This window comes from Janibacter sp. DB-40 (assembly GCF_029510815.1).
GTDB lineage: Bacteria > Actinomycetota > Actinomycetes > Actinomycetales > Dermatophilaceae > Janibacter.
This window is the reverse complement of record NZ_CP120360.1, coordinates 418119-440719: the sequence shown is the minus strand read 5'-3', so window position 1 is coordinate 440719 and position 22601 is coordinate 418119. Positions and strand designations below refer to the sequence as shown.

The window sequence follows — 22601 nt, the reverse complement described above, 5'->3', positions numbered from 1 at the left end:
GGCCGCAGAACCAGCGTTTTCGCTGCTGTGCCGGGGATCCCGAGTGGTGGAGCTGAGGGGATTCGAACCCCTGACCTTCTCATTGCGAACGAGACGCGCTACCAACTGCGCCACAGCCCCAAGAACGTCCGCAACCATAGCACCGGCCCTGCCCCCCACCGCAATTCCGCGGACTAGAGTCGACCCAGCCGACCCCGAGGAGCCGCATGTCCGCCAAGCGTCGCCTGAGAGGACTCAGGCTGCCCAAGGCCTCTCGGTGGGTGCCGAGCCTGCCCGCGCGCCGCGAGGACCCACCGATCGTCATCCGGACGGCGCCCGAGTCCGACGACGACGTCACCGCGGTGCCGGCGACCGTGCGGGCCCTCTCGGAGTGGGCGTGGCGCTCCCTGATCATCGCCGTCGCACTCGTCGCGGTCCTCAAGCTCGCCACGATCCTGGCCCAGGTCGTCATCCCCGTCGTCGTCGCGCTGCTGCTCGCCGCCCTCCTCGAGCCGCTCTTCTGCCGGCTGCGGATCATCCTCCCCAAGGGCGTGGCCGCACTCATCACCGTGCTCGGCACCCTGGCCGGCATCGTCGCGCTCTTCAGCTACGTCGGCAACCAGTTCGCGACCCAGGTCGGCGACATCGTCGACCAGGTGTCCAAGGGGTTGTCCCAGTCACGGACGTGGGTCGAGAGCACGTTCGGCCTCAGCGAGGCGCAGCTGACGGGGTGGTTCGCCGAGCAGTGGGCCACGATCTCCGAGGGCGACCGCCTGTCGAACCTGGCCGCCCAGGCCGGATCCGTGCTGGGTCAGGGACTCACCGGTTTTCTGCTGGCGATGTTCACCCTGTTCTTCTTCCTCTACGACGGGCCCGGGATCTGGGCCTGGGCCGTGCGGCTCTTCCCCCGCGCCGCCCGGGCCAAGGTCCTCTCCTCGGGGGCGATCGCGTGGCACCAGCTGAAGGCATTCACGCGAGCGACGATCCTGGTCGCGGGTGTCGACGCCCTCGGGATCGGCCTCGGTGCGCTCGCCCTCGGAGTTCCCCTGGCCTCGGGCATCGCCCTGCTCGTCTTCATCGGCGCCTTCGTGCCGATCGTCGGAGCGATGGTCTCCGGGTTCATCGCCGTGCTGCTCGCCTTCGTCGCCAAGGGGCCGGTCACCGCCCTGCTCATGCTCGGCGTCGTCGTCGCCGTCCAGCAGATCGAGCAGCAGCTGCTCCAGCCCCTGCTGCTCGGCCGCGCCGTCCGGGTCCACCCGCTCGCGGTGATCCTCGGTATCGCGACCGGCATCATCCTCGGCGGCGTCATCGGCGCGCTGATCGCCGTGCCCCTGGTCGCCGTCCTCAACGCCGTCGGGCACAACCTGCTCGACCCCGACCCCGGGGACGTGGACGACCCGGAGCAGCTGACCACGGACAGCGAGGACGCCGAGATCGCCGACGACCTCATGCAGGCCGAGGAGCGTGCCGAGATCAGGCCCGGGGAGAGCCCCTACTCGACCTGACGGTGCTCCCGATGCCAGTGGACGAAGGGGTGGTGTCGCCCGGCTCAGGCCCAGCCGGCGATGGCCGGCAGGTCCTCGTCCTCGACCTCGATGACCTGCGGGACGTCACCAGCCGGTGCGGGCGCCGGTGACGCCGGCACGGGTGCGGGCTCGGGACGCTCGGCCTTGGCCTTCATCGTGTACATCGGGCGCGGCACGGGCGTGGGCTGCCAGGTCCCCGGCTCGGGCTCGGCGACGGTGGCCACCGGCTCGACGACGACCTCCTGGTCCGGAGCCTGGTCCTGGGCGACGTCGTAGACACGGGTGCTGCGCGCGGCGGGCGCCGCTAAGGGCGGTGCGGTGCGCGCAGGGGCTGCGGGGCGGTTCGGCGCCACCGGACGCTCGGCGGGCGGGGCCACCGGACGCTCGGCACGCGGCGCGGTGTCCCGACGAGGCTCCACGCGGACGCGGCGAGCGGCGGCGCGCTCGGCGACGACGGACCGGCGCAGCCAGACGAAGGCGACGACGGCCCCGGCCAGCGGTACCCCGATCGTCCACCAGGGCAGCGGACCGAGGACCGCGGCGACCGCGGCGACCGGCACCAGCGTGATCATCGCCAGCAGCGTCAGGCCACGCAGTCGACGCGGCGCCCCGCCGACCTGCTCAGCACGAGCGGGCGTGGCCTCGGCGTGCTTGACGGTGACCTCCGGGCGGGCGGCCCGGGTCGGGGCGACGGAGTAGGAGCGCGGCGTCGGCTCGGCGGCCCCGCGACCCATGCGGTGGTCGTCCAGGACACGCATGGCGGCGGAGAAGCGATCGACCGAGCGGACCGTGGAGAGGTGGTCGCGGCGCTTGATCCAGTACTGGAGCAGATAGACAGCCCAGATCGCCACGACGAGGACGAAGATCAAGCTGCTTGGCTGCACGGGGACAACGCTAGGCAGGAAGTCACGCAGCGTGGCGCAAGTTACTCGGTGTGTCGCGTTTGTGACTGCTGATATTCATGTGACAGACGTGCCGTCAGCCCTCCCCGGCCGACTTCCTCGGCCACGACGGCGAAGGAGCGGTGGTCCCGCCAGCTGCCGCCGATGTGCAGGTACGAGCGTCTGGTGCCCTCGTCACGCATCCCGAGCTTGGCCGCGACCGCCAGGCTGGCGGTGTTGTCGGGGATGATCTCGAGCTGGATGCGGTGCAGCGCACGGCCCCTCGGGTCCATCAGGTGGTCACCGAGCATCGCGACAGCGGTGGGCGCGATCCAGCGTCCGGCGACCTCCCGCCCGACCCAGTACCCGAGGCTGCCCGAGCGCAGTGCGCCCTCGACGATGCCGCTGGCGGAGACCATCCCGACGATCTCGCCCCCGACGACGATCACCAGGCTCAGTCCCGTCCCCGCCCTGGCCTCCCGCGCCAGAGCGCGCACGTAGCCGGAGAAGTCGCGTCCCAGGTCCCGGCGCGGCCGTCCGCCCGGCGGGGCCGTCGGGTCCCACGGGGACAACCAGGTGGCGTTGCGGGAACGCAGGTCGAGGAAGGCGCGGCGGTCCCCCCTTCGCAGCGGACGCAGGACCACTGGCTCCCCCTGCGGGGTGGCCCCGGTGAGGAGGAGCTCCCGACGTCGGGTCACCGCGCGGGCAGCTCGGTGCGGCCGGTCAGGCGCGCACCGGCCTCGATCTGCGCCGGCTCGGCGGCGACGACCTCCACGTCACCGACGGCCGTGACGTCCGCGCCGAAGGTGACCTCCCCCTCGACGGCGAGCGAGGTGCACTCCCGCAGGGACGGCGGGCCGTGGGGGAACCGCTCGTCGAAGTCGGAGATGAGCTTGTAGTGGTCGTCGAGGGAGATCCGCGGCTCGGCATGATCGATCCGGGAGACGACCCGGGACTGCTCGTCGAGCTCGAAGACGTCGGAGCGCAGCAGGAGCAGCTCGTTGGTGGTCTTCACCGGCCGGAAGCGCGTGCGCGGCACCCGCAGCGCGACGCTGCCCTCGAAGGCCTCGACGGCGGTGCCCATTGCCGACTCGATCTGGATGACCTCCGGGCTGTCCTTGCGCCGGGGGTCGACGGTCTTGCGGTTGACGATGATCGGCAGCCCGAGCACCCCGTCGCGCTCGCGCATCAGCTCGTCGAGCTCGTCCAGCCCCACCCACAGGTTGTTGGTGTTGAACCACTGGTGGCGGCTGGTGTCCTGGAACAGCTCCTGCTCCTCGTCGGCCACCATCGCCGACTCACGCAGGATGATCCGGCCGTCGGACTTGCGCACGGCGACGTGCCCGCCCTTGCGGTCGTTGAGGGTCCGCTCGGCGACCTCGGCGGCGAAGGGGATGCCCTCCGCGAGCAGCCACGCGGCGATGTCGGGGTCGCAGGTGGCGCCGAGGTTGTCGGCGTTGGAGATGAAGGCGTACCGGTACCCCGCCTCGCGCATCTGCTGGAGGAGACCGGAGGCGGCGAGCGAGACGTAGACGTCCCCGTGGCCCGGCGGGCACCACTCGAGCGAGGGGTCCTCCGGCCAGGAGACCGGCGCCAGGGTCTCGGCGTCGAGCTTGGGCTCCATGCTCTGCAGGAAGTCCAGCGGCAGGTTCTGCTGCGCCAGCTGCGGGTACCGCTCGAGGATGCCCAGCGAGTCCGTGCGGGTGCGGGGCGTGTTCATCAGCACCAGCGGCGGGCGGGAGCCGTAGCGCTCCTCGAGACCGACGAGCTGGCGGGCGATCACGTCCAGGAAGGTCAGTCCGTCGCGGGCCACGAGCGCGGACTTCGCACCGCTCATCCCCATGCTCGTGCCGAGCCCGCCGTTGAGCTTGACCACGGCGACCTTGGCGAGCGCCGCGCGTCGCTCCTCGTCGTCGACCTCGATGGCGGCCAGCTCGGGCACGTCGACGAGCGGCTCGATCGTCTCCTCGGGGATCGTCCCCTGCGCGCCGTCCGCGAGCTGCTGCCAGTAGTCCTCGAAGACGGCGATCGCCCGCGGATCGATCCCGCGCTCGGTCATCGTACGGACAGCCTCGTCACGACCCTCGACTCCCATGGCGCCACCTTACGATGCCGTCATGGACCGCGCCGAGGAGACGAAGGTGGAGACCCGCCGCCGCCTGCGGGCGCACCGGCGCCAGCTGGTCGCCTTCCGTGATCTCGGCGCCGACGCCGAGGCGATCGCGGCGGCGATCAGCGGGGCCACCCCCTTCGAGTCCGGCACCGTCCTGTCGTACGAATCGCTGCCCCACGAGCCGCCGACGGCGCAGCTCAACGCGGACCTGCGGGCCGCCGGCCACCGGGTCCTCGTACCGATCACGCTGCCGGACTGGCGGCTGGAGTGGTGCGACCTCGCTGACCCAGGGCGAACCCCGCTGGGGGTCGACGCCCCTGCGACGGCCGACATGGCGGTCGTCCCGGCGCTGGCCGTCGACACCAGCGGCACGCGCCTGGGACAGGGCGGCGGCTGCTACGACCGGGTCCTGCCGATGCTGCCGACCGGCGCCCCGGTCCTCGTCCTGCTCCACCCGGGCGAGCACACCAGCGAGCCGCTCCCACGCGATCCGCACGACGTCCCGGTGACCACGGTCGTCACCGCCGCCGGCATCACCGACGCGACCGCCCCCCTTCCGCTCGGCTAGTCCTCCTCCGGCACGAGCGTGAGCGTGTCCTCCGTCGCCTCGACGACGGCCTCCCGACTGGACGGCCACGGGAAGGTGCGCCCCTCGAGCCAGGCGTCGACCTGGTCGTCGTAGTGGCTGCTGAAGGGGTGGCCGGAGTTCCCGGTCTGGTTCACCCACCGCGAGCGGTCGAGGTCGCCGAGGTCGACGACCATCCGCATCGACGGCGCGGCCGTGACGGCGAAGCCCTCGGAGGCGTCCCAGGCCATCGCGTTGACCGTCGAGGAGCTGCCGCCGACGGGGTGGGGTCCGGAGTTGACCAGCGAGCGGATCACGCCGGGGACGCCCTCGCCGCCGAGGACCTGGTGGGCGAAGGTGACGCCGTGCAGCTGGCCCCACTCCCAGCCCTCCGGGTCCTTGCCCATCCTGCTGGTCAGCTCCAGCCGGGCGTCGACGAGCGCCTGCCGCAGCACCTCGTCGCGGTTCTCGATGATGCCGGGGGTCGTGCGGTTGTCCCACCACTGGCTCGACGGGTTCTCCAGCAGGCCCTCGACGGCCAACCAGTGCTGCGAGCTCCCGGCCGCCTGAAGCTCGGCGGGCAGGTCGTCGTTGAAGGTGATCTCGACGACCTGGCGCCACACCGAGTTGAAGTACGCGGCGGCCGCCGAGCTGTGGCCGCCACCGGCCAGCTGGCTGCGGTCCCACGTGCGCAGCAGGTCCTGCCCGTCACGGGTGAAGTCGTCGACCTCGACCTCCAGCAGGGCGGGGACCAGCGCGTCGGCGAGCCCGTTGTGGGTATCGAGCTGGATGCGGGCCATCTTCTTCGGGGAGACCTTCTCCTCGCTCGTGAGCAGGTCGTCGATGCGTTGTGAGCGGTAGCCCATGTCCCACTCCGTGGTGAGGAAGGGGGTGCGGCTCGGCGTGACCTGCTGGTTGGCGGTGACGATGTAGCCGTCGTCGGGGTTGAGCACCCACGGCATGTCCTTGAAGGGGACGTACCCGTCCCAGTCGTAGTCGGAGTCCCAGCCCGGTGCCGGCGACCAGCCGGGCGGGTCGTCCCCGACGCCCTTGCGGATGGGGATCCGACCCGGCGCCTGGTAGCCGATGTTGCCCTCGGTGTCGGCGTAGACGAGGTTCTGGCTCGGGACGGCGAAGTCCTTCGCCGCGGCCCGGAACTCCTCGAAGTTCGTCGCGGAGTTCAGCCCCAGGATCGCGTCGCCGGTCGCGCTCGGGGTCAGCGCCGTCCAGGCGAGGGAGACCGCGTAGCTGGTCGTGGCGCGACCCTCGACGTCGACGTCCTGGCCCGCGGCCGCGGCGGCGGGGACGACGTCGGACAGGATCGGCCCGTGGCCCGTGGAGCGGACGGTGATCTCCACGTCCTTCCCGCCGGCGACCTCGATCGTCTCGGTGCGGGTCTCCAGCGGCGTGAGCTCGCCGTCGCGCAGGTACTCCCCGTCGGTGACCTGCTCGAGGTAGAAGTCGGTGACATCGGGGCCCAGGTTGGTGAACCCCCAGGCGATGGACTGGTTGTGGCCGATGACAACCCCCGGCACCCCGGCGAAGGTGTACCCGGAGACGTCGATCGGGCAGGCGTCCCCGACATCCCGGCAGTGCAGGCCCATCTGGTACCAGATGCCCGGCATGCTCACGCCCAGGTGCGGGTCGTTGGCGAGCAGCGGTTCGCCGGTCGTGGAGCGGTCCCCGTCGACCACCCACGAGTTGGAGCCGATCCCCTGCCCCTTCCCCAGCAGGGCGGGGATCGCGTCGATCGCCGCCGCGGTGTCGGCCACGGCCGAGCGGGCCTGCGGCGTCGAGGCCGGCCCGTCCGACGTGGGCGAGGAGGAGAACGAAGGGGGTCGCGCCCCCTTCGCCGTCCACTCACTCCCGGACAGGATCGGCGCGTGGCGGTCGGTCGGGTACTTCGGGTAGAGCTGCTCGATCATCGGCGTGGCGACCTTGCCGTCGAGTGCCGCGCGGGTCAGCTCACCGTCGTAGTTGCCGCGCAGGTCCCAGGCCATGGCCTTCAGCCAGGCGAGCGAGTCGACCGGGGTCCAGTCCTCGACGCGGTACTCCGGGAGGGAGAGCGCCAGGACCGAGTACTCCATGCCCATGGCGGAGGTCGAGCCCTGGTCGTCCAGCCAGGCGTTGACCCCGTCGGCGAACGAGTCGAGGGCCTGACGGGTCTCCGGTGCGAGCAGGGGCAGCTCCTGCTCGGCGACCCGGCGCCAGCCCATGGTGCGGATGACCTTGTCGGTCTCGACGCCCGGCTCGCCGACGAGCTCGGCCAGCCGTCCGGCGGTCACGTGGCGGCGCATGTCCATCTCGAAGAAGCGGTCCTGCGCCTGCACGTACCCCTGCGCGCGCATGAGGTCGCCCATCGTGTCGGCGTAGATGTGCGGGACCCCCCGCTCGTCGCGCCGCACCTCGACCTCGCCGTCGAGGCCCGGGACCTCGATGGTCCCCGTCGTCTGCGGGAGCGGACGTCGGCCCTGACCGACGACGACGACCGCCAGGACGACGGCGACGACGACCACGAGGCCGACGAGCGCGAGCAGGGCGCGGCGGAGTCTCCGGACGGTGGTCGTGGTCACGGTGTGAGCCTAGGCCAGCGACCGGCATATACTCAGCGACGAAATGCCTACTTATGCCTATGCCTGCACCGAGTGCGGCCACCAGTTCGATGTCGTGCAGTCCTTCAGCGAGGACTCGCTGACGACCTGCCCCGAGTGCTCTGGCCGTCTGCGCAAGCAGTTCAACGCGGTCGGGGTCGTCTTCAAGGGCGGCGGGTTCTACAAGAACGATTCGCGCTCGGACGCCGGCTCGTCCCGCTCGTCCGGGACCTCGAGCGAGACGAACGGTTCGTCGGGCGACTCCTCGAGCTCGTCGTCGAGCGACTCGTCCGGCTCCGGGTCCTCCTCGTCGAGCTCCTCGTCCTCGGGCAGCGGTTCGTCCACAAGCTCGACCACCTCGAGCGCCGCCTCCACCACGAGCTGACGCGCGCGTCCGGGTCGGCCGCCGCGCTCCTAGCGTCGGCGGCATGGCCACCTCACGTCTCGCCGCCCACCTGCCGTCCCTCTTCGGGCCGTCCCGGCGTGCCGCCTGGCGGCTGTCGCTCGTGCGCCGCGGCCTCGCTGCCGGCGCGATCCTGCTCGCCCTGCACCTGACCCTCGGCTCGGCCAGATCCCCTGCGGCGTCTCCGCAGGCGCGCACTGCGAGCGGCCCGGTGGTGACCCTGCCGCTGGCCGCCCCCGCCGGCCGGCTCGACCCCGGCGATGCGGTGGCGGTCTACCTTCCCGGGCAGGCCCGGCCCGTGGTCACCGGAGCGACCGTCATGGCCACGCCGACCTCCTCGGGTGCGGTGCCGACGGTGGGGGTCTCCGTGGCGGCCACGGACGTCGGGGAGCTGGTGCAGCAGATGACGCCGGAGGCCGGTGGCCGCTCGGGCTTCGTCGTCGTCCGGGACGGGTGAGTGCGAGGACACGGCCGTTGCGGACGCGACCGGGGCGATCCTGAGTCAGAATGATCGCAGTGCTGATCATGTGATCAGCGTTCACACCCACACATCACGGAGGTACCCATACATGAAGGGCTTCAAGGAGTTCCTGCTCCGCGGCAATCTCGTCGAGATCGCGACCGGTCTGATCATCGCCACGGCGTTCGCCAGCGTCGTCGCGGCATTCACCAACTTCCTGCTCGAGATCATCGGCAAGCTCACGGGCGGTGCCGACTTCAACTTCGACGAGATGGAGATCCTCGGCTTCCAGACCTTCGGGCCCTTCCTCACCGCGCTCGTCGCCTTCATCATCATGGCCGCGGCCGTGTACTTCGGTGTCATCAAGCCCTACACCGCCATGCGTGACCGGTACTTCATGAAGGAGGAGGAGGAAGCCGTCGAGGAGCAGGTCCTCCTGCTCCGCGAGATCCGCGACTCGCTCAACGCCGACAAGGCCTGACCCGGCCCGTACAGCCGCGAAGGGGGTCGGTCACCAGTTCGGTGACCGACCCCCTTCGCGCTGCCCGGGCCGGGCAAACCCAAGCCCACTCCTTCGCAGGAGCCTAGGCTCCTGCAACATCCGGGCCCCACCCCCTTCGCAAGAGCCTAGGCTCCTGCGAATCAGCGGACGACGGAGCTGAGCAGCAGGCTGGTCTCGCTGTTGACGATGCCGGGGATGCCACGTATCCGACGCAGCAGGTCGTCGAAGGCGGCCAAGTCGCCGCAGGACATCTCGGCGACGAGGTCCCAGCCCCCGTTGGTCGTGTGCAGCGCCTGGATCTCGGGAAAACCTCGCAACTCACGGATCACGCGGTCCGTCGTGCGGCCCTCGACCTCGATGGAGCAGACGGCGCGCACCTCGGAGGCCTCGGCGGGGTCGCGCACGCGCACCGTGAAGCCGACGATGACGCCGTGGGCGGTGAGCTTGTCGATGCGTGCGGTCACCGTCGCCCGGGAGACCCCGAGCTGCTCGGCCAGGGCCGAGATGGGTGCACGGCCGTCCGTGCGCAGGGCAGCGATGAGGCGCTTGTCGAGGTCCGTCGGGCGGTACATGCGCATCATGCTAATTCGACCCGCACAGGATGCGCACGTGTTGCACACAATTCGAACATTTCTGGTCTATCGCGTGCAGAACGAGAACTCTAGCCTGATCTGAACGGGCGGGAGACCCCTGCCGAGCGACGAAGGAGAGACCATGACGCAGTTCCTCGATGTGCCCAACATGAGCCGTTGGATCCAGCGCGACGGCGCGGAGAACGTCCTCGGGACCATGACGAGGTACGTCGAGGACGACTTCACGCGGTGGACCAGCTTCGACAAGACGCCGCGCATCGCCAGCCACACCCCCTTCGGCGTCATCGAGCTCATGCCGACCTCCGACAACGTCACCTACTCCTTCAAGTACGTCAACGGCCACCCGCTCAACCCCAGCCGCGGCTTCCAGACCGTCACGGCCTTCGGCATGCTGGCCGACGTCGACAACGGCTACCCGGTCTTCCTCTCGGAGATGACCCTGCTGACCGCGTTGCGCACCGCCGCGACGTCGGCGCTCACCGGTCGGGTCCTCGCCCGTCCCGACTCGCGGGTCATGGCCCTCATCGGCACCGGGTCGCAGGCGGAGTTCCAGTCGCTGGCCTTCCGCGCGGCCATGGGGATCGAGGACCTGCAGATCTTCGACACCGACCCCGCCGCGATGGCCAAGTTGCGCCGCAACCTCGAGCCGCTCGGCTTCCGGATCACCGAGGCCGCCTCGACCGCCGAGGCCGTTCGTGGCGCCGACATCGTCACCACCTGCACGGCCGACAAGCAGATGGCGACCATCCTGACCGACGACATGGTCGAGCCGGGCGTGCACATCAACGCCATCGGTGGCGACTGCCCCGGCAAGACCGAGCTCGAGGCACAGATCCTCACTCGCTCCCGGGTCTTCGTCGAGTACCCGCCGCAGACCCGCATCGAGGGCGAGATCCAGCAGATGGACCCCGACTTCCCGGTCGTGGAGTTCTGGCAGGTGCTCACCGGCCAGGCCGAGGGCCGCACCTCGGCGCAGGAGATCACCGTCTTCGACTCGGTCGGCTTCGCCATCGCCGACTTCGCCGCACTGCGCTGCGCCCGCGACGCGACCGCCGACCTGCAGACGACGATCGACCTCGTCGCCGACCCGCAGGACCCCAAGGACCTCTTCTCCCTGGTCAACTCGCTCAAGCCGGTGGGATGAGCAGCGCCACCGAGATCCGCAGGACCCCCGTACCCACACAGACGGCGAGCGTCCAGGCCCCGGCCCGGGTCGTCCTCGTGCGGCCCCGCCACTTCACGCCGAACCCGATGACTGCCGGGGACAACGCCTTCCAGTCCCTCCTCGCCGAGGGCCCCCGGGTGGTCGCCGCACGGGCCCACGACGAGGTCACCGCACTGGCGAGGGCCCTCTCCGGTGCCGGCGTCGGGGTCTCGGTCTTCGACGACCGCACGACACACACGCCCGACAGCGTCTTCCCGAACAACTGGTTCTCCACCCACCCGGACGGGTCCGTGGCGCTGTACCCGATGTACGCCACGAACCGGCGCACCGAGCGTCGCGCCGACATCATCGAGGACCTCAAGCGCACCTTCGTCGTGCGACGGGTCATCGACTACTCCGCCGCCGAGTACGACGAGCAGTTCCTCGAGGGGACGGGCGCCATGGTTCTCGATCACGACGCCCGGCTGGCCTACGCGTGCCGGTCCAACCGGCTCTCGCCCGAGCTGCTCGCAGACTTCTGCGCCGACCACGACTACGACCCGGTGCTCTTCGACGCCGTCGACGAGCGGGGCGTGCCGGTCTACCACACCAACGTGCTGATGTCGGTGGGCACACGGCTCGCCCTCATCGGGTCCGGGATGATCCCGGACCGCGAGCAGCGCGAGACCGTGCTGCGCCGTCTGCACGAGTCCGGCAAGACCGTCGTGGAGCTCAGCCCGGAGCAGGTCCACCGCTTCGCCGGCAACTGCATCGAGCTGACCGGTCGTCGGCGTCACCTGGGTGACCCCGACCGGGTCCTGGCGATGTCCACCACGGCGGCCGACTCCCTTCGCCCGGACCAGCTGGCGGCCATCCGGCGCTCCTGCCGGGTGCTGACCGTGCCGATCCCGACGATCGAGAGTGCCGGCGGCTCGGTGCGCTGCATGATCGCGGGCAACCACCTGCGCCCCCGCGTGCGCTGAGTCCTACTCGTAGTGCGGCGGCCGCTGCTCCTGCAGCCAGCGGTCGTGAGCGTCCTCGTCCGCCGGGACCTCGCCCCAGCCGCGGTCGGTGTCGTCGCTCGTCTGGTCCGTCCGGCGGCGGCGCGCACGCCGCACCGCCCGCGGGGGCTGCTCCCGCTCGGGCGGCGTCTCCTCGTCACCCATGCTGCTCGTCCTCCTCGATCGCCTCTCGCACGGCACGCTGCACCTGCGCCTCCTGGCGCGCGGGGTCGGCGAAGATGTCCACCGTCCACAGCCGCAGGTGGTGCCAGCCCAGGTCGATGAGCCGCTCGACGAGGATCCGGTCGCGCTGCCGGGTGGAGGCCAGTCCCGCGTAGCCGGGCCCGTCCACGTCGACGGCGACGAGCATCCGTGAGGGGTCGCGCGGGTCGGCAATGGCGATGTCGATGCGGTGATCGCCCTCCCCGACGTCGGTGTGGACGACGAGGCCGCTGGCACGCAGCCGCTCGACGAATCCGGCGAGCAGGGGGCTGAGCTCCTCGGCGGCGGACCCGGTCGCGGCTTCCCCCTCCTCGATGCTCGTGAGGAGGGTGCGCAGCGCGCGGTGGCCGGCCTGGTCGGGCTTGTCCCTGAAGTCGTCCGGGGAGAACGTCGTCACCCAGGTGGCGGCACGGCGGGCACGGGTCGCGGCGAGCAGCACGAGCTGCTCCCCCAGCGGGCCGCTGAGTGCCCCGAGGCGGTTGATGACCGCCCCCTGCGGGGTGCGGCCGAAGCCCACGGAGACGATGGTGCGATCGCGCTGCTCCCGCTGCCACCGGTCGGCAGGCTTGGCGATGAGCGGCTCGTGGAGTGCCGCGGCCGCCGCCGCCAGTGACCGGTCCGAGGCGAGGAGCTCGGAGATCGCGTGGGTGATCTCCTCGGCGTGGCGCCGGCCGAAGGTGACGATGCCGAGCGAGTGGCGCTGGTGCTGCTGCAGGTGGGCGCGCACGAGCGCGAGCACCGCCTCGACCTCCGAGGGCGTGGTCTCGACCAGCCCGGTCCGCTCGTCGAGGATCCCCCTGCCCTCCACGTGGACCACGCGCACGTCCTCGCGCTCGCGCGGCGTCGGCGGGTGCACGACCTCACCGGCGGCGGAGTCGCCCAGAAGGGGGGTCACCCGCGGGCGCGGGTAGGCGCTGTCGCGCAGGGCCTGCGTCGGCAGGACCTCGGCGGCGAGGTCGGCGAGCGACTGCTTCGGCGCGGGCGGTGCGGAGACTCCCCGTCGGCGCTCCACACCCGGGGCGGGAGCTGGCCGCGGTCGCCGATGACGAGCAGCTGGCTGCCGCGGGCGATGCCGGAGAGGGCGCGGGCGAGGGTGGTCCGGGAGGCGTCGTCGACGATGACGAGGTCGAAGCGCTCGCGCAGCGGCAGCACCTGCCCGACGACGAAGGGGGTCATGGCCCAGGCGGGCGCGACGGCCCGCAGCAGTCCGCCCCAGCGATCGGCGACGGCATGCCACGGGGGCGGGGCAGCCGGCCGGCCTCGGCCTCGGCCACCTGCCGGGCGACGGACCGCATACCGCGCCCGACCCGGTGGAAGTGCTCGCGCTGGCGCGCGACGATGCGAGCGGCGTTGGCGCCCAGGCTCGCCCGGTCGGCCTCGACGAAGGTCCGCAGGGCCTCGTCGAGGTGGCGGCCGGTGACCGTGCCGTACCGATCGTCGCGGCTCGCCTCTGCGAGCACGGAGGCCCACCAGACGAAGCGCACCTCGTCGCCGACGGCGGCAGGCTCGACGCGGCGGGCCGCGAAGTCGTCCACGAGCTCGCCCAGCCCCCGGGCCCGCAGGTCGTCGAGGTCGTCGATGACGTCGGGCACGGCCCGAGCGCCGGCGGCGTCCTTGGCAAGGTCGTCGAGGCGCCGGTCCAGCTCGTCCCACGGGGTGTCGAGCAGACGACCGCCGGACGGGGTGTCGCCGAGCACCGCACCCACGTGGGTCAGGTCCGCGTACACGCGCTCGTAGGCACCGTGTGCCCGGTCGATGTCCGTCGGGATCCGTGGCCGGCCGCCTCCACCGGTCAGGCGTGACCAGCTGCGCCGCTGGGTGGCCGCGAGTGCCAACGCAGCGTGCAGGTCGGTGGGTGGGCGCCCCGGGCGCAGGAGCCTGCCCGCCTGGCGGCGCAGGCGGTATCGCTCGAAGACACCCAGGGACTCGCCGTGCGCCGGTGTCCCGGCGGGGGCGGTCGCAGCGAGCAGGTCGTCCAGCGGGGTGTCGAAGACCTCGGGGCGGAAGACCTCGAGCGTGTCGCGGATCTCCTCGATGCCGCTGAGGAAGCGGCCGTAGTCGGCCGGGCAGGCCGCGCGGGGCTCGGCGATGTCCGCGAAGACCTCACGCAGGGTGCTGCGCAGGCGGGCGAGACTCCCTTCGCTCCCCCGCAGCCGCTCGACGGCGGCCAGGACGTCGTCGACGTCGTCCTGGGTGTGCAGGCGGGCGCCGGCCCACGGCTGCTCCTGCCGGCCCGCGCGCCAGGCGCGGCGGGAGGCGACACCGGTCATCTGGGTGACGAGGGCGTCGCGGGCGGCGGGGTCGATGGCCTCGAGGACGGGTCCGGTCAAACGGACCCGGGAGCGGGGCGCCGGACGGCGGGTGCCCAGGGTGACCATGGCGTCGTGCGCGTCGGCGATGGAGACGCCCCACGGCTCGCGCTTGGTGTGGGTCGCCTCGGTGTGGCCCTCGAGCAACCGGGCGGCCTCGGCGGCGCGGCGCCCCGGCGCAGCGAAGTGTCCCTCGCCCTCCGGCGGGCGGGCCGGCCAGCGGGCGGTGATCACGGCCGGGTCGACCTCGGCGGCGGGGTCACTCACGTGGAGCAGCAGGTCGGACAGGCCGGAGAGCTCCAGCTCGGCGTGGACGCCCCGGATCGGGGCGACCTTCTCGCTCAGGAGGAGGACGTTGCGGCCTCGGGCGGTGGCCGCTGCGATCGTCGCGGCCACGAGCCGGGCGGCACCGGTGCCGGGGGGCGCGTCGACGAAGAGGCTCTCCCCCGCCGCGACCCGGTCGAGGACGGCCTGCTGATCGGCGGTCACGTCGCTGACGGCGGTGTCCGCCGTGCTCACCGGCTCGCGCTGCGCGGTGATCGGCCGTCCCGTGAGCAGCGCGCGAAGGGGGTCGGTCCGGGGCAGGCGACCCGAGTCGGCGAGTGCGGAGACGTCGGCGAGCGCCTCGGCCTTGCCGTAGGGGAAGGAGCCGATGACGATGCGCGGGGTGATGTGCAGCCCCGGCAGGTCGGCGCAGCGCGCCTCCAGCGCCTCGTAGACGGGCGTGGGGTTGAAGCCGGGGCCGTCCCCCCGGCCGAGGGCCACGAGCTCGTCCCCGTCCAAGTCGAGGTGCAGCGCGCCCCGCAGGTAGGTCACCAGAGCAGGGTTCAGCTCGACGCGGTCGGCGAGGTCGAGGGCGAAGTCGGGGCCCGGTCGCAGGCGACGCAGGGCGGCCCGGCGCAGCAGGATGGGCGCTATCGGACGCTCCTCCTGGCCGGGGATGTCCCAGGAGGCCGTGCCCATGGCGAGGAAGCAGGTGCGCACACCGTGCTCCTCCTCGATCGCGTCGACGTGCTCGCTGAGGGTGCCGGCGGCCCGCTGGGCGCGCAGCAGGGCGCCCGGCTCGCGCACGAGATCGGACAGGCGGGCGTCCCGCCCGGACAGCAACATGGCCACACCGCCGGGGTGGGCGCTGCTCAGGTCCACCACGTGCGGGTCCCGGGCGGGCCAGATCAGGGTGTTGGGCCCGCCGAGCTCCGAAAGTTCCCGGCGCAACGGGGTCAGGGCTGCCGGGACCGGGGCGGGGGTCGTCGGCTGCTCGGTCACGGGGCAACGCTAACAACGACGGCGATGATTCATCGGCAGGACCGGACCGGTGAGACGGGCCTGTGCCGCAGGGGAACTGCCCGGTCGGGTGACCACGCTCGCCCGCTCCGACCCCCTCGGCGGTGCGTCGCAGCGCGCGCGAGGCAGTTACCCTGTCCGAGGCGCTTCGGCGTCGTGCCTCCGTAGCTCAGGGGAAGAGCACTTCTCTCCTAAAGAAGGTGTCGCTGGTTCGAATCCAGCCGGGGGCGCTCGTGGCCCTGCGACCGCGTCGACGAGGACAATGGTCTGACGACGATACGAAGGAGGCGTGAGCACGATGTTCACGAAGAAGGGCGACGCAGCGGTTCTCGACAAGCTCCGTGGGGCTCCGGCGCCCTACGACGAGCTCGGCGAGCGACTGCACACCATCATCCGGGAGAGCGCGCCGTCGTTGGAGCCGATCGTGCGGTGGGGACTGCCGTTCTACGTCAAGGACGGCCAGGACGTCTGCTACATCAAGCCGGACAAGGAGTACCTCGCGTTCGGCTTCGGCGAGGTCGTCAACCCCGCGCACGAGGACGGCGCGCACATGCACCCGGTCGCGTGGACCATCACCTCACTCGACGACGCGACCGAGGCGCGCATCCGCGCGCTCGTCCAGAAGGCGGCTTCCTGAGGCGCCCGACGGCCTGACCGCAGGGGGGGAGCCAGAGAGCGAGGGGCCAGCCGGTAAACTACGATCCCGTCCCCGGACCACCTCGAGAGGCCCTCGTGACCCTGCTGCTGCTCGCGCACTTCGCGGCGGCAGCGGTGGCGCCCGGATTGGCCAAGGTCATGGACCGACGGTCCTTCCTGGTGCTGGCGCTCGTCCCGGGCGCGGCCTTCGCGTGGCTCGTCGCCCAGACCGCAGTCGTCTCCGACGGTGGCGTCATCACGGAGAACGTCACGTGGGTGCCCTCGCTCGGCATGAACTTCGCCTTCCAGCTCGGGACGCTGCAGTGGCTGCTCGGCCTGATCGTCAGCGGTGTCGGTGCCCTCGCCCTGGTCTACTGCGCCTGGTACTTCCGACGGGACGACCCCAGCCTCTGGCGCTTCACGAGCGTCTTCACCGCCTTCGCCGGCGCGATGTTCGGACTCGTGCTCGCCGACAACCTGCTGGCGCTGTACGTCTTCTGGGAACTGACGACGATCTTCAGCTACACCCTCATCGGCCACAACCCGGTGCGCTCCGCCAACCGGCGCTCGGCCACGCAGGCGCTGCTCGTGACCACCTTCGGCGGGCTGGCCATGCTCGTCGGCACGATCATCCTCGGTGAGACCTCCAGCTACTCGATCAGCGAGATGCTCGCCGATCCGCCGGCGGCCGGCACCCTGACGACCGTCGCGGTCGTGCTCGTCCTCGTCGGCGCGCTGACGAAGTCCGCACAGATCCCCTTCCACTTCTGGCTGCCCGGTGCGATGGCCGCACCGACCCCGGTCAGCGCGTACCTGCACGCGGCCTCGATGGTCAAAGCAGGCATCTACCTGATCCTCCTGCTCGCGCCGATCCTCGCCACCACCCCCGGCTGGCGCATGCTGACCATCGGGCTGGGCATCGGCACGATGATCATCGGAGCCTGGCGCGCCCTGCAGCAGGACGACATCAAGCTCCTGCTCGCCTACGGCACCGTCAGCCAGCTGGGCATGATGACCGCGCTGTCGGGTGTCGGCAGCAAGGCGGCCGCCCTGGCTGCGCTCGCGCTCGTCCTCTCGCACGCCCTGTTCAAGTCCACCCTCTTCTTCACCGTCGGCATCATCGACAAGGGGACCGGCACCCGTGACCTGACCGAGCTGCACGGACTCGGTCGTCGCCTACCGGTCCTGGCCACCACCGCCACCATCTCGGCGGCATCGATGGCCGGACTGCCCCCCTTCATCGGCTTCGTCGCCAAGGAATCCTCCCTGGCCGCCGCCGTCGAGTCCGTCGCCGCCCCCCTCGGCACGTGGGGTGGGCTCTTCCTGGTCATCGGGCTCGGTATCGGCAGCACCATGACCGTCGCGTACTCGGCCCGCTTCATCTGGGGTGCCTTCGTCACGAAGTCGACGACGGGCGCCGCCCCCAGCCCCACCCCCTTCGCCGCCTCGAACGCACTGCTCATCGCCCCGGTCGTCCTCGCCACCCTCACCGTCGTCGAGGGCTTCATGGGCGGTTGGCTCACCGAGGCCTTCACCCCCCACGTCTCGACGCTGCCCGGGAGCACCCCGGAGGAGCTGGCGCTGTGGCACGGCTTGACCCCCGCCCTCGGGTTGTCCACCCTGGCCATCGGCGCCGGTGCGCTCCTCTTCGTCTGGCGGGCCCCCTTCGCCCGCTTCCAGTCCGCCCTCCCCCGCGTCGTCGACGCCGAGCGGGTCTACCAGCGGTTCATGCGGGCCCTCGACCGCTTCGCCGTCGAGATCACCGCCCTCTCGCAGGGCGGGTCGCTGCCGACCTACCTCGGCACGATCTTCGGCGTCGTCATCTTCCTGCCCGGCATCGTCGCCGCCTCCACCCTGTCCGGCTCGTCGGTGCGGCCCTGGGACAGCCTGACCCAGGCCGTCGTCGCGTTCTTCATCATCGCCGCCACCATCCTCGCCGTCCGATCGCGCAACCGCCTGCAGTCGGTGATGTTCGTCGGCCTCACCGGGTACGGGCTCGCGCTGCTCTTCCAGGTGCACGGCGCGCCCGACCTGGCGCTGACGCAGATCCTCGTCGAGACCTTCTCGCTCGTGCTCTTCGTCCTCGTCCTGCGCAAGCTGCCCACGGACTTCCGGCGTCGCCCCCGCAGCACCCGCCGTCCCTGGCTGCGGTACTGGCGCATGCTCCTCGCGGGCGCCCTCGGGGCGTCGGTGAGCATCCTGACCGTCGTCGCCGCCAACGCACGGGTCGAGGCGCCGATCTCCAAGGCGTTTCCCGGGGAGGCGTACGACTTCGGCCACGGCCGCAACGTCGTCAACGTGACCCTCGTCGACATCCGCGCCTGGGACACCCTCGGCGAGATCACCGTCCTCGTCGCGGCCGCCACCGGCATCGCCAGCCTCGTCTTCCTCCGCTCCCACGAGATCGAGCGCACCTGGACCCGTCGCGGCGACTACGAGAAGACGGTCGCCTCGACCCTCTCCCGCGAGCGCCGTTCGGTCATCCTCGAGACCGCCACCCGGCTGGTCTTCCACGTGATGATTGCGCTGTCGCTCTACCTGCTCTTCGCCGGGCACAACCAGGCCGGCGGCGGCTTCGCCGGTGGCCTCACCCTCGGGCTCGCCCTGCTCGCCCGGTACCTCGCCGGAGGACGCTACGAGCTCGACCACGCCGCCCCCGTCGGCGCCGGTGCCGTGCTCGGCGCCGGCCTGGCGGTCTCCGCGATGGCGGCGCTGCTCCCCCTCGCCTTCGGCGGGACCGTCCTGCAGTCGTACGTCGTCGACGTGACCGTGCCGGTCTGGGGTGACGTCAAGTTCGTCACCGCCCTGGTCTTCGACATCGGCGTCTACCTGATCGTCACCGGCCTCGCGCTCGACGTCGTGCGCTCCCTCGGCGCAGGCGTGGACCGCCACACCGAGGAGGACCGGATCGCCGCATGAACGCCATCGAACCCAGCCTCACGCTCGTCATCGTCGCCGGATTCCTCGTCGCCGCCGGGGCGTACCTGCTCCTCGAGCGCGCGCTGACCCAGGTCCTGCTCGGCATCGTGCTCGCCAGCAACGGCGTCGCCACCCTGTACCTCGTGGCCTCCGGGCCGGCGAAGGGAGCGCCCTTCGTCGGTGCACGCCCGCCGGAGGAGATGAGCGACCCCCTCCCCCAGGCGATGGTCCTCACCGCGATCGTCATCGCCCTGGCCTCGGTCGCCTTCGTGCTGTCGCTGGCCTACCGGCAGTGGCGCATCACCGGTAGCGACGACGTGCCCGACGACGCCGAGGACGAGCTGATCAAGCGGCTCGCCGAGCGTGACCAGACCTCCAGCACCTACGACCCGGACACCCAGTCCACGACCGAGGCCGAAGAGGAGGACGCCACCGCATGAGCATGGTCAACGTCCTCCCCCTCCCGGTGCTGCTCCCGCTGCTCGGCGCCGCCCTGACCCTCGTGGCCCGCCGCTCCCAGCGCGCCCAAGTCGCCATCAGCCTGCTCGTCCTCACCGCCAGCCTCGGTGTCGCGGTCCTGCTGATGTGGCACACGCACTCCGAGGGTGCGATGGCCCTGTGGCTCGGCGCGTGGCGGGAGCCCCTGGGCATCACCCTGGTCGCCGACCGGCTCTCGGCGCTGATGCTGCTCGTCAGCAGCTTCGTCATCCTGACCGTGCTCGTCTTCGCCATCGGCCAGGGGGTCGCCGACGGAGACGAGGACTCACCACTGGCGATCTACTTCCCCACCTACCTCGTCCTCTCGGCCGGCGTGTCCAACGCCTTCCTCGCCGGCGACCTGTTCAACCTCTTCGTCAGCTTCGAGATGCTGCTCTTCGCGTCCTTCGTGCTGCTCACCCTCGGGGGCAGCGGCACGCGGATCCGCGCGGGGACCACCTACGTCATCGTCTCGATGGTCTCCTCCTTCCTCTTCCTCGTCGCCATCGCCGGCGTGTACGCGGCCGCCGGCACGGTCAACCTCGCCCAGCTGTCCGTCCGCCTGCCGGAGATCGACTCGACCGTCGCGCTGGCCCTGCAGCTGCTGCTGCTCACCGTCTTCGGGATCAAGGCCGCGATCTTCCCGATGTCGGCGTGGCTGCCGGACAGCTACCCCTCCGCGTCCGCGCCGGTGAGCGCGGTCTTCGCCGGGCTGCTCACCAAAGTCGGCGTCTACGCGATCATCCGGACCCAGTTCCTGCTCTTCCCGGACTCGTCGCTCACCATCCTGGTCATGGGCGCCGGGCTGGTGACCATGATCGTCGGCATCCTCGGGGCCGTGGCCCAGCCGGGCATCAAGCGCATGCTCTCCTTCACCCTCGTCAGCCACATCGGGTACATGCTCTTCGGCGTGGGGCTGGCGACCGAGGCGGGACTGTCGGCCGCGGTCTACTACATCGCCCACCACATCACCGTGCAGACCGCGCTCTTCCTCATCGCCGGCCTGATCGAGCGAGCGGGCGGCTCGACGATCATCGACCGGCTCGGTGGGCTCGCCGCCGGGGCACCCGTGCTGGCCTTCCTCTTCTTCGTCCCGGCGATGAACCTCGCCGGCATCCCGCCCTTCTCCGGCTTCGTCGGCAAGGTCGCGCTCATCCAGGGCGGCGTCGACGTCGGCGGGGTGACGGCGTGGCTGCTCGTCGGCGGCTCGGTCGTCACCTCGCTGCTGACCCTCTACGCCATCGCCAAGACGTGGAGCTACGCCTTCTGGCGCCCGCGGACCGAGGGCGCTGAGCACCACACGCTCGAGATGCCCGCCCTCACCCCCTCGTGGGGCCGGCTCAGCGACGCCATCGGCGCCACGGTGGCCGCGCAGCGCCCCCAGACACCGATCACTCCGCCGACCAAGCCCGTCGCGGTGCGTCGCGACATGCCGCCGGCGATGCTCGGCGGGGCCACGGCCGTCGTCGTCTTCAGCATCGGGCTGTCCGTCTTCGCCGGGCCGCTCTTCCGATACACGGACGCGGCCGCCGAGCAGATGATCTCCCGTGACTCCTACGTCCAGGTCGTGCTGCCGAAGGAGGAGGGACGATGAGCCCCCGCCGGATCGGTCAACGCATCTCCTCCCGCGCCCGTGGCGGGTTCCAGCCACGCGCCATCATCGCGCTCGCCGTCATCTGGGTCCTGCTGTGGGACCGGATCACCATCGGCAACGCCGTCAACGGTCTGATCATCGGTGCGGTGATCACCCAGATCTTCCCGCTGCCGTCGATCCAGTACTTCGGTCGGATCCACCCCTGGCCCCTGGTCGTGCTCACGACCCGCTTCTTCGTCGACCTCGTCAGCGCGGCGATCGAGGTCAGCATCGCCACGCTCGACCGGCATCCGCCCAAGGGCGGGTCGATCGTCGAGGTGCAGCTGCGGGTGCGCAACGAGCTGTACATGACGATCATCTCCGCGCTCGTCTCGCTGGTCCCCGGGTCGATCGTCGTCGAGGCCCGCCGAACGGCCAACGTCCTCTACGTCCACGGCTTCCACGTCACCACCCCCGAGGGGCTCGAGGAGCTGCGCGAGGACGTCCTCGCGGTCGAGACCCGCGTCGTGCGCGCCCTCGGATCCCCGGAGGAGCTCGCGGCCGTCAATGACGAGACCACCGCGAAGGAGGACGCATGAACATCATCCTCGGCCTCGCCATGGGGCTGCTCCTCGCCGCATCCGGCCTGACCCTGACCCGCGTGGCCCTCGGCCCGACCAACCTCGACCGGGCCCTGTGCCTCGACGTCATCATCGTCATCGTCACCGGCATCCTCGCCACCCAGATCGTGCGCAGCGGGGACGCGGCAGCCTTGCCGATCCTCGTCGTCTTCAGCCTCACCGGCTTCGTCGGCTCGGTGTCCGTGGCCCGCTTCATGGGCCGGAAGGAGGACGTGGAATGACCTGGGCCACTCTCTTCGACATCGCCGGGGCGATCTCGCTGCTGCTCGGCGCGCTGCTCGCGTTCATCGGCGCCGTCGGCCTGGTCCGCCTGCCCGACCTCTTCGCGCGGATGCACTCCGCGACGAAGCCGCAGACCCTCGGCCTGCTGCTGATCCTGCTGGGACTGGCCCTGACGGTGCGCACCTGGGCCGCCGTGGCCACGCTGCTCATCGTCATCGGCGCCCAGGGCCTGACCGCCCCCGTCGCCGCGCACATGCTCGGCCGCTCGGGTTACCGCAGCGGCGTCACCGAGGACGACCTCCTGCACATCGACGAGCTCGGCGACGCCTACCGCCGCATGCAGCGATAGGGCTGCCCACCACGTCAGGTGGACGAAGGGAAGGGGTCGCCCGGCTCAGGCCGACGTCCGCACCGTGCACCCGGTGGCGGGAACGGATCCGGTCGTGCGGACGTCGCGCCAAGGGCGATCGCTTTCCTTCGTCCGCGCTGGCGTCCGGTCGCCCCGGGACATGACGAAGGGGGCGAAGGGAGAGTCTTCCCTTCGCCCCCTTCGCTGAGGT

Annotated in this window: 23 protein-coding genes, 2 tRNA genes and 1 pseudogene; 15 read left to right on the top strand and 11 right to left on the bottom strand. The window is 71.4% G+C overall.

Annotated features, from left to right (window positions below; all coding sequences use genetic code 11):
- Nucleotides 1-44: 44 nt before the first annotated feature.
- Nucleotides 45-120: transfer RNA gene (locus PVE36_RS02145), tRNA-Ala, on the bottom strand.
- A gap of 86 nt (nt 121-206) precedes the next feature.
- Between PVE36_RS02145 and PVE36_RS02140 the strand changes: the two genes are divergently transcribed.
- Entirely contained in the window at nt 207-1484 is a 1278-nt protein-coding gene (locus PVE36_RS02140) for an AI-2E family transporter (protein WP_277454275.1), read from the top strand.
- Between the two features lie 44 nt (nt 1485-1528).
- Here PVE36_RS02140 and PVE36_RS02135 read toward each other — a convergent pair whose 3' ends face one another.
- The 3 genes from PVE36_RS02135 to PVE36_RS02125 are packed head-to-tail and all read right to left on the bottom strand — an operon-like array spanning nt 1529 to nt 4481.
- Nucleotides 1529-2389, bottom strand: coding sequence for a hypothetical protein (locus PVE36_RS02135; RefSeq protein ID WP_277454274.1), 861 nt, complete (start codon nt 2387-2389; stop codon nt 1529-1531).
- A gap of 41 nt (nt 2390-2430) precedes the next feature.
- Nucleotides 2431-3084: a GNAT family protein gene (locus PVE36_RS02130; protein WP_277454273.1), complete on the bottom strand. Its 654-nt coding sequence runs from the start codon at nt 3082-3084 to the stop codon at nt 2431-2433.
- On the bottom strand, nt 3081-4481 hold the full coding sequence (locus PVE36_RS02125) for a UTP--glucose-1-phosphate uridylyltransferase (RefSeq protein ID WP_277454272.1): 1401 nt from the start codon (nt 4479-4481) through the stop codon (nt 3081-3083). Before PVE36_RS02125 ends, PVE36_RS02130 begins: the two co-directional genes overlap by 4 nt.
- Nucleotides 4482-4503: 22 nt before the next feature.
- Here PVE36_RS02125 and PVE36_RS02120 point away from each other — a divergent pair, with 22 nt between their 5' ends.
- Nucleotides 4504-5067 (top strand): 5-formyltetrahydrofolate cyclo-ligase, encoded by a 564-nt coding sequence (locus PVE36_RS02120; protein WP_277454271.1) that lies wholly within the window; start codon nt 4504-4506, stop codon nt 5065-5067.
- Here the strand turns inward: PVE36_RS02120 and PVE36_RS02115 are convergent.
- The gene (locus tag PVE36_RS02115) at nt 5064-7637 is read right to left on the bottom strand and encodes a penicillin acylase family protein (RefSeq protein ID WP_277454270.1); all 2574 of its coding nucleotides are present in this window, start codon (nt 7635-7637) and stop codon (nt 5064-5066) included. The two genes, PVE36_RS02120 and PVE36_RS02115, sit on opposite strands and share 4 nt — an antisense overlap.
- 43 nt (nt 7638-7680) lie before the next feature.
- Between PVE36_RS02115 and PVE36_RS16175 the strand changes: the two are divergent.
- Nucleotides 7681-7821, top strand: a pseudogene (locus tag PVE36_RS16175) (FmdB family zinc ribbon protein); the annotation flags it as partial.
- A 14-nt stretch (nt 7822-7835) separates the two neighbouring features.
- On the opposite strand, the gene PVE36_RS16170 reads toward PVE36_RS16175, so the two are convergent.
- A complete protein-coding gene (locus PVE36_RS16170; RefSeq protein ID WP_346780649.1) occupies nt 7836-8012 on the bottom strand; it encodes a hypothetical protein in 177 nt (58 codons plus the stop codon).
- A 71-nt stretch (nt 8013-8083) separates the two neighbouring features.
- Here PVE36_RS16170 and PVE36_RS02105 point away from each other — a divergent pair, with 71 nt between their 5' ends.
- Both PVE36_RS02105 and mscL read left to right on the top strand, forming a co-directional pair.
- Complete coding sequence (locus PVE36_RS02105) at nt 8084-8515, top strand: hypothetical protein (RefSeq protein ID WP_277454268.1); 432 nt, start codon at nt 8084-8086, stop codon at nt 8513-8515.
- A gap of 112 nt (nt 8516-8627) precedes the next feature.
- Nucleotides 8628-8999 carry a large conductance mechanosensitive channel protein MscL gene (gene mscL / locus PVE36_RS02100; protein WP_277454267.1) on the top strand — a complete coding sequence of 124 codons (372 nt, stop codon included), beginning with the start codon at nt 8628-8630 and terminating at the stop codon, nt 8997-8999.
- 161 nt (nt 9000-9160) lie between these two features.
- Here mscL and PVE36_RS02095 read toward each other — a convergent pair whose 3' ends face one another.
- Nucleotides 9161-9592: an Lrp/AsnC family transcriptional regulator gene (locus tag PVE36_RS02095; protein ID WP_277454266.1), complete on the bottom strand. Its 432-nt coding sequence runs from the start codon at nt 9590-9592 to the stop codon at nt 9161-9163.
- 142 nt (nt 9593-9734) lie between these two features.
- Here PVE36_RS02095 and PVE36_RS02090 point away from each other — a divergent pair, with 142 nt between their 5' ends.
- Both PVE36_RS02090 and PVE36_RS02085 read left to right on the top strand, forming a co-directional pair.
- Nucleotides 9735-10757, top strand: coding sequence for an ornithine cyclodeaminase (locus PVE36_RS02090; protein ID WP_277454265.1), 1023 nt, complete (start codon nt 9735-9737; stop codon nt 10755-10757).
- A complete protein-coding gene (locus PVE36_RS02085; protein WP_277454264.1) occupies nt 10754-11740 on the top strand; it encodes an arginine deiminase-related protein in 987 nt (328 codons plus the stop codon). Before PVE36_RS02090 ends, PVE36_RS02085 begins: the two co-directional genes overlap by 4 nt.
- A gap of 3 nt (nt 11741-11743) precedes the next feature.
- On the opposite strand, the gene PVE36_RS02080 is transcribed toward PVE36_RS02085, so the two are convergent.
- From PVE36_RS02080 to PVE36_RS02065, 4 genes are read right to left on the bottom strand one after another with little or no spacing between them, the layout of a single operon-like run.
- Complete coding sequence (locus PVE36_RS02080) at nt 11744-11923, bottom strand: hypothetical protein (protein WP_277454263.1); 180 nt, start codon at nt 11921-11923, stop codon at nt 11744-11746.
- A complete protein-coding gene (locus PVE36_RS02075) occupies nt 11916-12875 on the bottom strand; it encodes a hypothetical protein (protein WP_277454262.1) in 960 nt (319 codons plus the stop codon). The genes PVE36_RS02080 and PVE36_RS02075 overlap by 8 nt, the downstream gene beginning before the upstream one ends.
- Nucleotides 12872-13156 carry an AAA domain-containing protein gene (locus tag PVE36_RS02070; protein ID WP_277454261.1) on the bottom strand — a complete coding sequence of 95 codons (285 nt, stop codon included), beginning with the start codon at nt 13154-13156 and terminating at the stop codon, nt 12872-12874. Before PVE36_RS02070 ends, PVE36_RS02075 begins: the two co-directional genes overlap by 4 nt.
- The gene (locus tag PVE36_RS02065) at nt 13153-15555 is read right to left on the bottom strand and encodes a DUF4011 domain-containing protein (protein WP_277454260.1); all 2403 of its coding nucleotides are present in this window, start codon (nt 15553-15555) and stop codon (nt 13153-13155) included. Before PVE36_RS02065 ends, PVE36_RS02070 begins: the two co-directional genes overlap by 4 nt.
- A gap of 176 nt (nt 15556-15731) precedes the next feature.
- Here PVE36_RS02065 and PVE36_RS02060 point away from each other — a divergent pair.
- From PVE36_RS02060 to mnhG, 8 genes are all read left to right on the top strand, one after another.
- A tRNA-Arg gene (locus tag PVE36_RS02060) sits at nt 15732-15803 on the top strand.
- 68 nt (nt 15804-15871) lie between these two features.
- The gene (locus PVE36_RS02055; protein ID WP_277455735.1) at nt 15872-16210 is read left to right on the top strand and encodes a DUF1801 domain-containing protein; all 339 of its coding nucleotides are present in this window, start codon (nt 15872-15874) and stop codon (nt 16208-16210) included.
- Between the two features lie 95 nt (nt 16211-16305).
- Nucleotides 16306-19128 (top strand): Na+/H+ antiporter subunit A, encoded by a 2823-nt coding sequence (locus tag PVE36_RS02050; RefSeq protein WP_277454259.1) that lies wholly within the window; start codon nt 16306-16308, stop codon nt 19126-19128.
- On the top strand, nt 19125-19568 hold the full coding sequence (locus PVE36_RS02045; protein ID WP_277454258.1) for a Na(+)/H(+) antiporter subunit C: 444 nt from the start codon (nt 19125-19127) through the stop codon (nt 19566-19568). Before PVE36_RS02050 ends, PVE36_RS02045 begins: the two co-directional genes overlap by 4 nt.
- The gene (locus PVE36_RS02040; RefSeq protein WP_277454257.1) at nt 19565-21199 is read left to right on the top strand and encodes a Na+/H+ antiporter subunit D; all 1635 of its coding nucleotides are present in this window, start codon (nt 19565-19567) and stop codon (nt 21197-21199) included. Before PVE36_RS02045 ends, PVE36_RS02040 begins: the two co-directional genes overlap by 4 nt.
- Nucleotides 21196-21777 carry a Na+/H+ antiporter subunit E gene (locus PVE36_RS02035; RefSeq protein WP_277454256.1) on the top strand — a complete coding sequence of 194 codons (582 nt, stop codon included), beginning with the start codon at nt 21196-21198 and terminating at the stop codon, nt 21775-21777. Before PVE36_RS02040 ends, PVE36_RS02035 begins: the two co-directional genes overlap by 4 nt.
- Nucleotides 21774-22040 (top strand): monovalent cation/H+ antiporter complex subunit F, encoded by a 267-nt coding sequence (locus PVE36_RS02030; RefSeq protein ID WP_277238983.1) that lies wholly within the window; start codon nt 21774-21776, stop codon nt 22038-22040. Before PVE36_RS02035 ends, PVE36_RS02030 begins: the two co-directional genes overlap by 4 nt.
- The gene (mnhG, locus tag PVE36_RS02025) at nt 22037-22390 is read left to right on the top strand and encodes a monovalent cation/H(+) antiporter subunit G (protein ID WP_277454255.1); all 354 of its coding nucleotides are present in this window, start codon (nt 22037-22039) and stop codon (nt 22388-22390) included. Before PVE36_RS02030 ends, mnhG begins: the two co-directional genes overlap by 4 nt.
- The last annotated feature ends 211 nt before the right edge of the window (nt 22391-22601 follow it).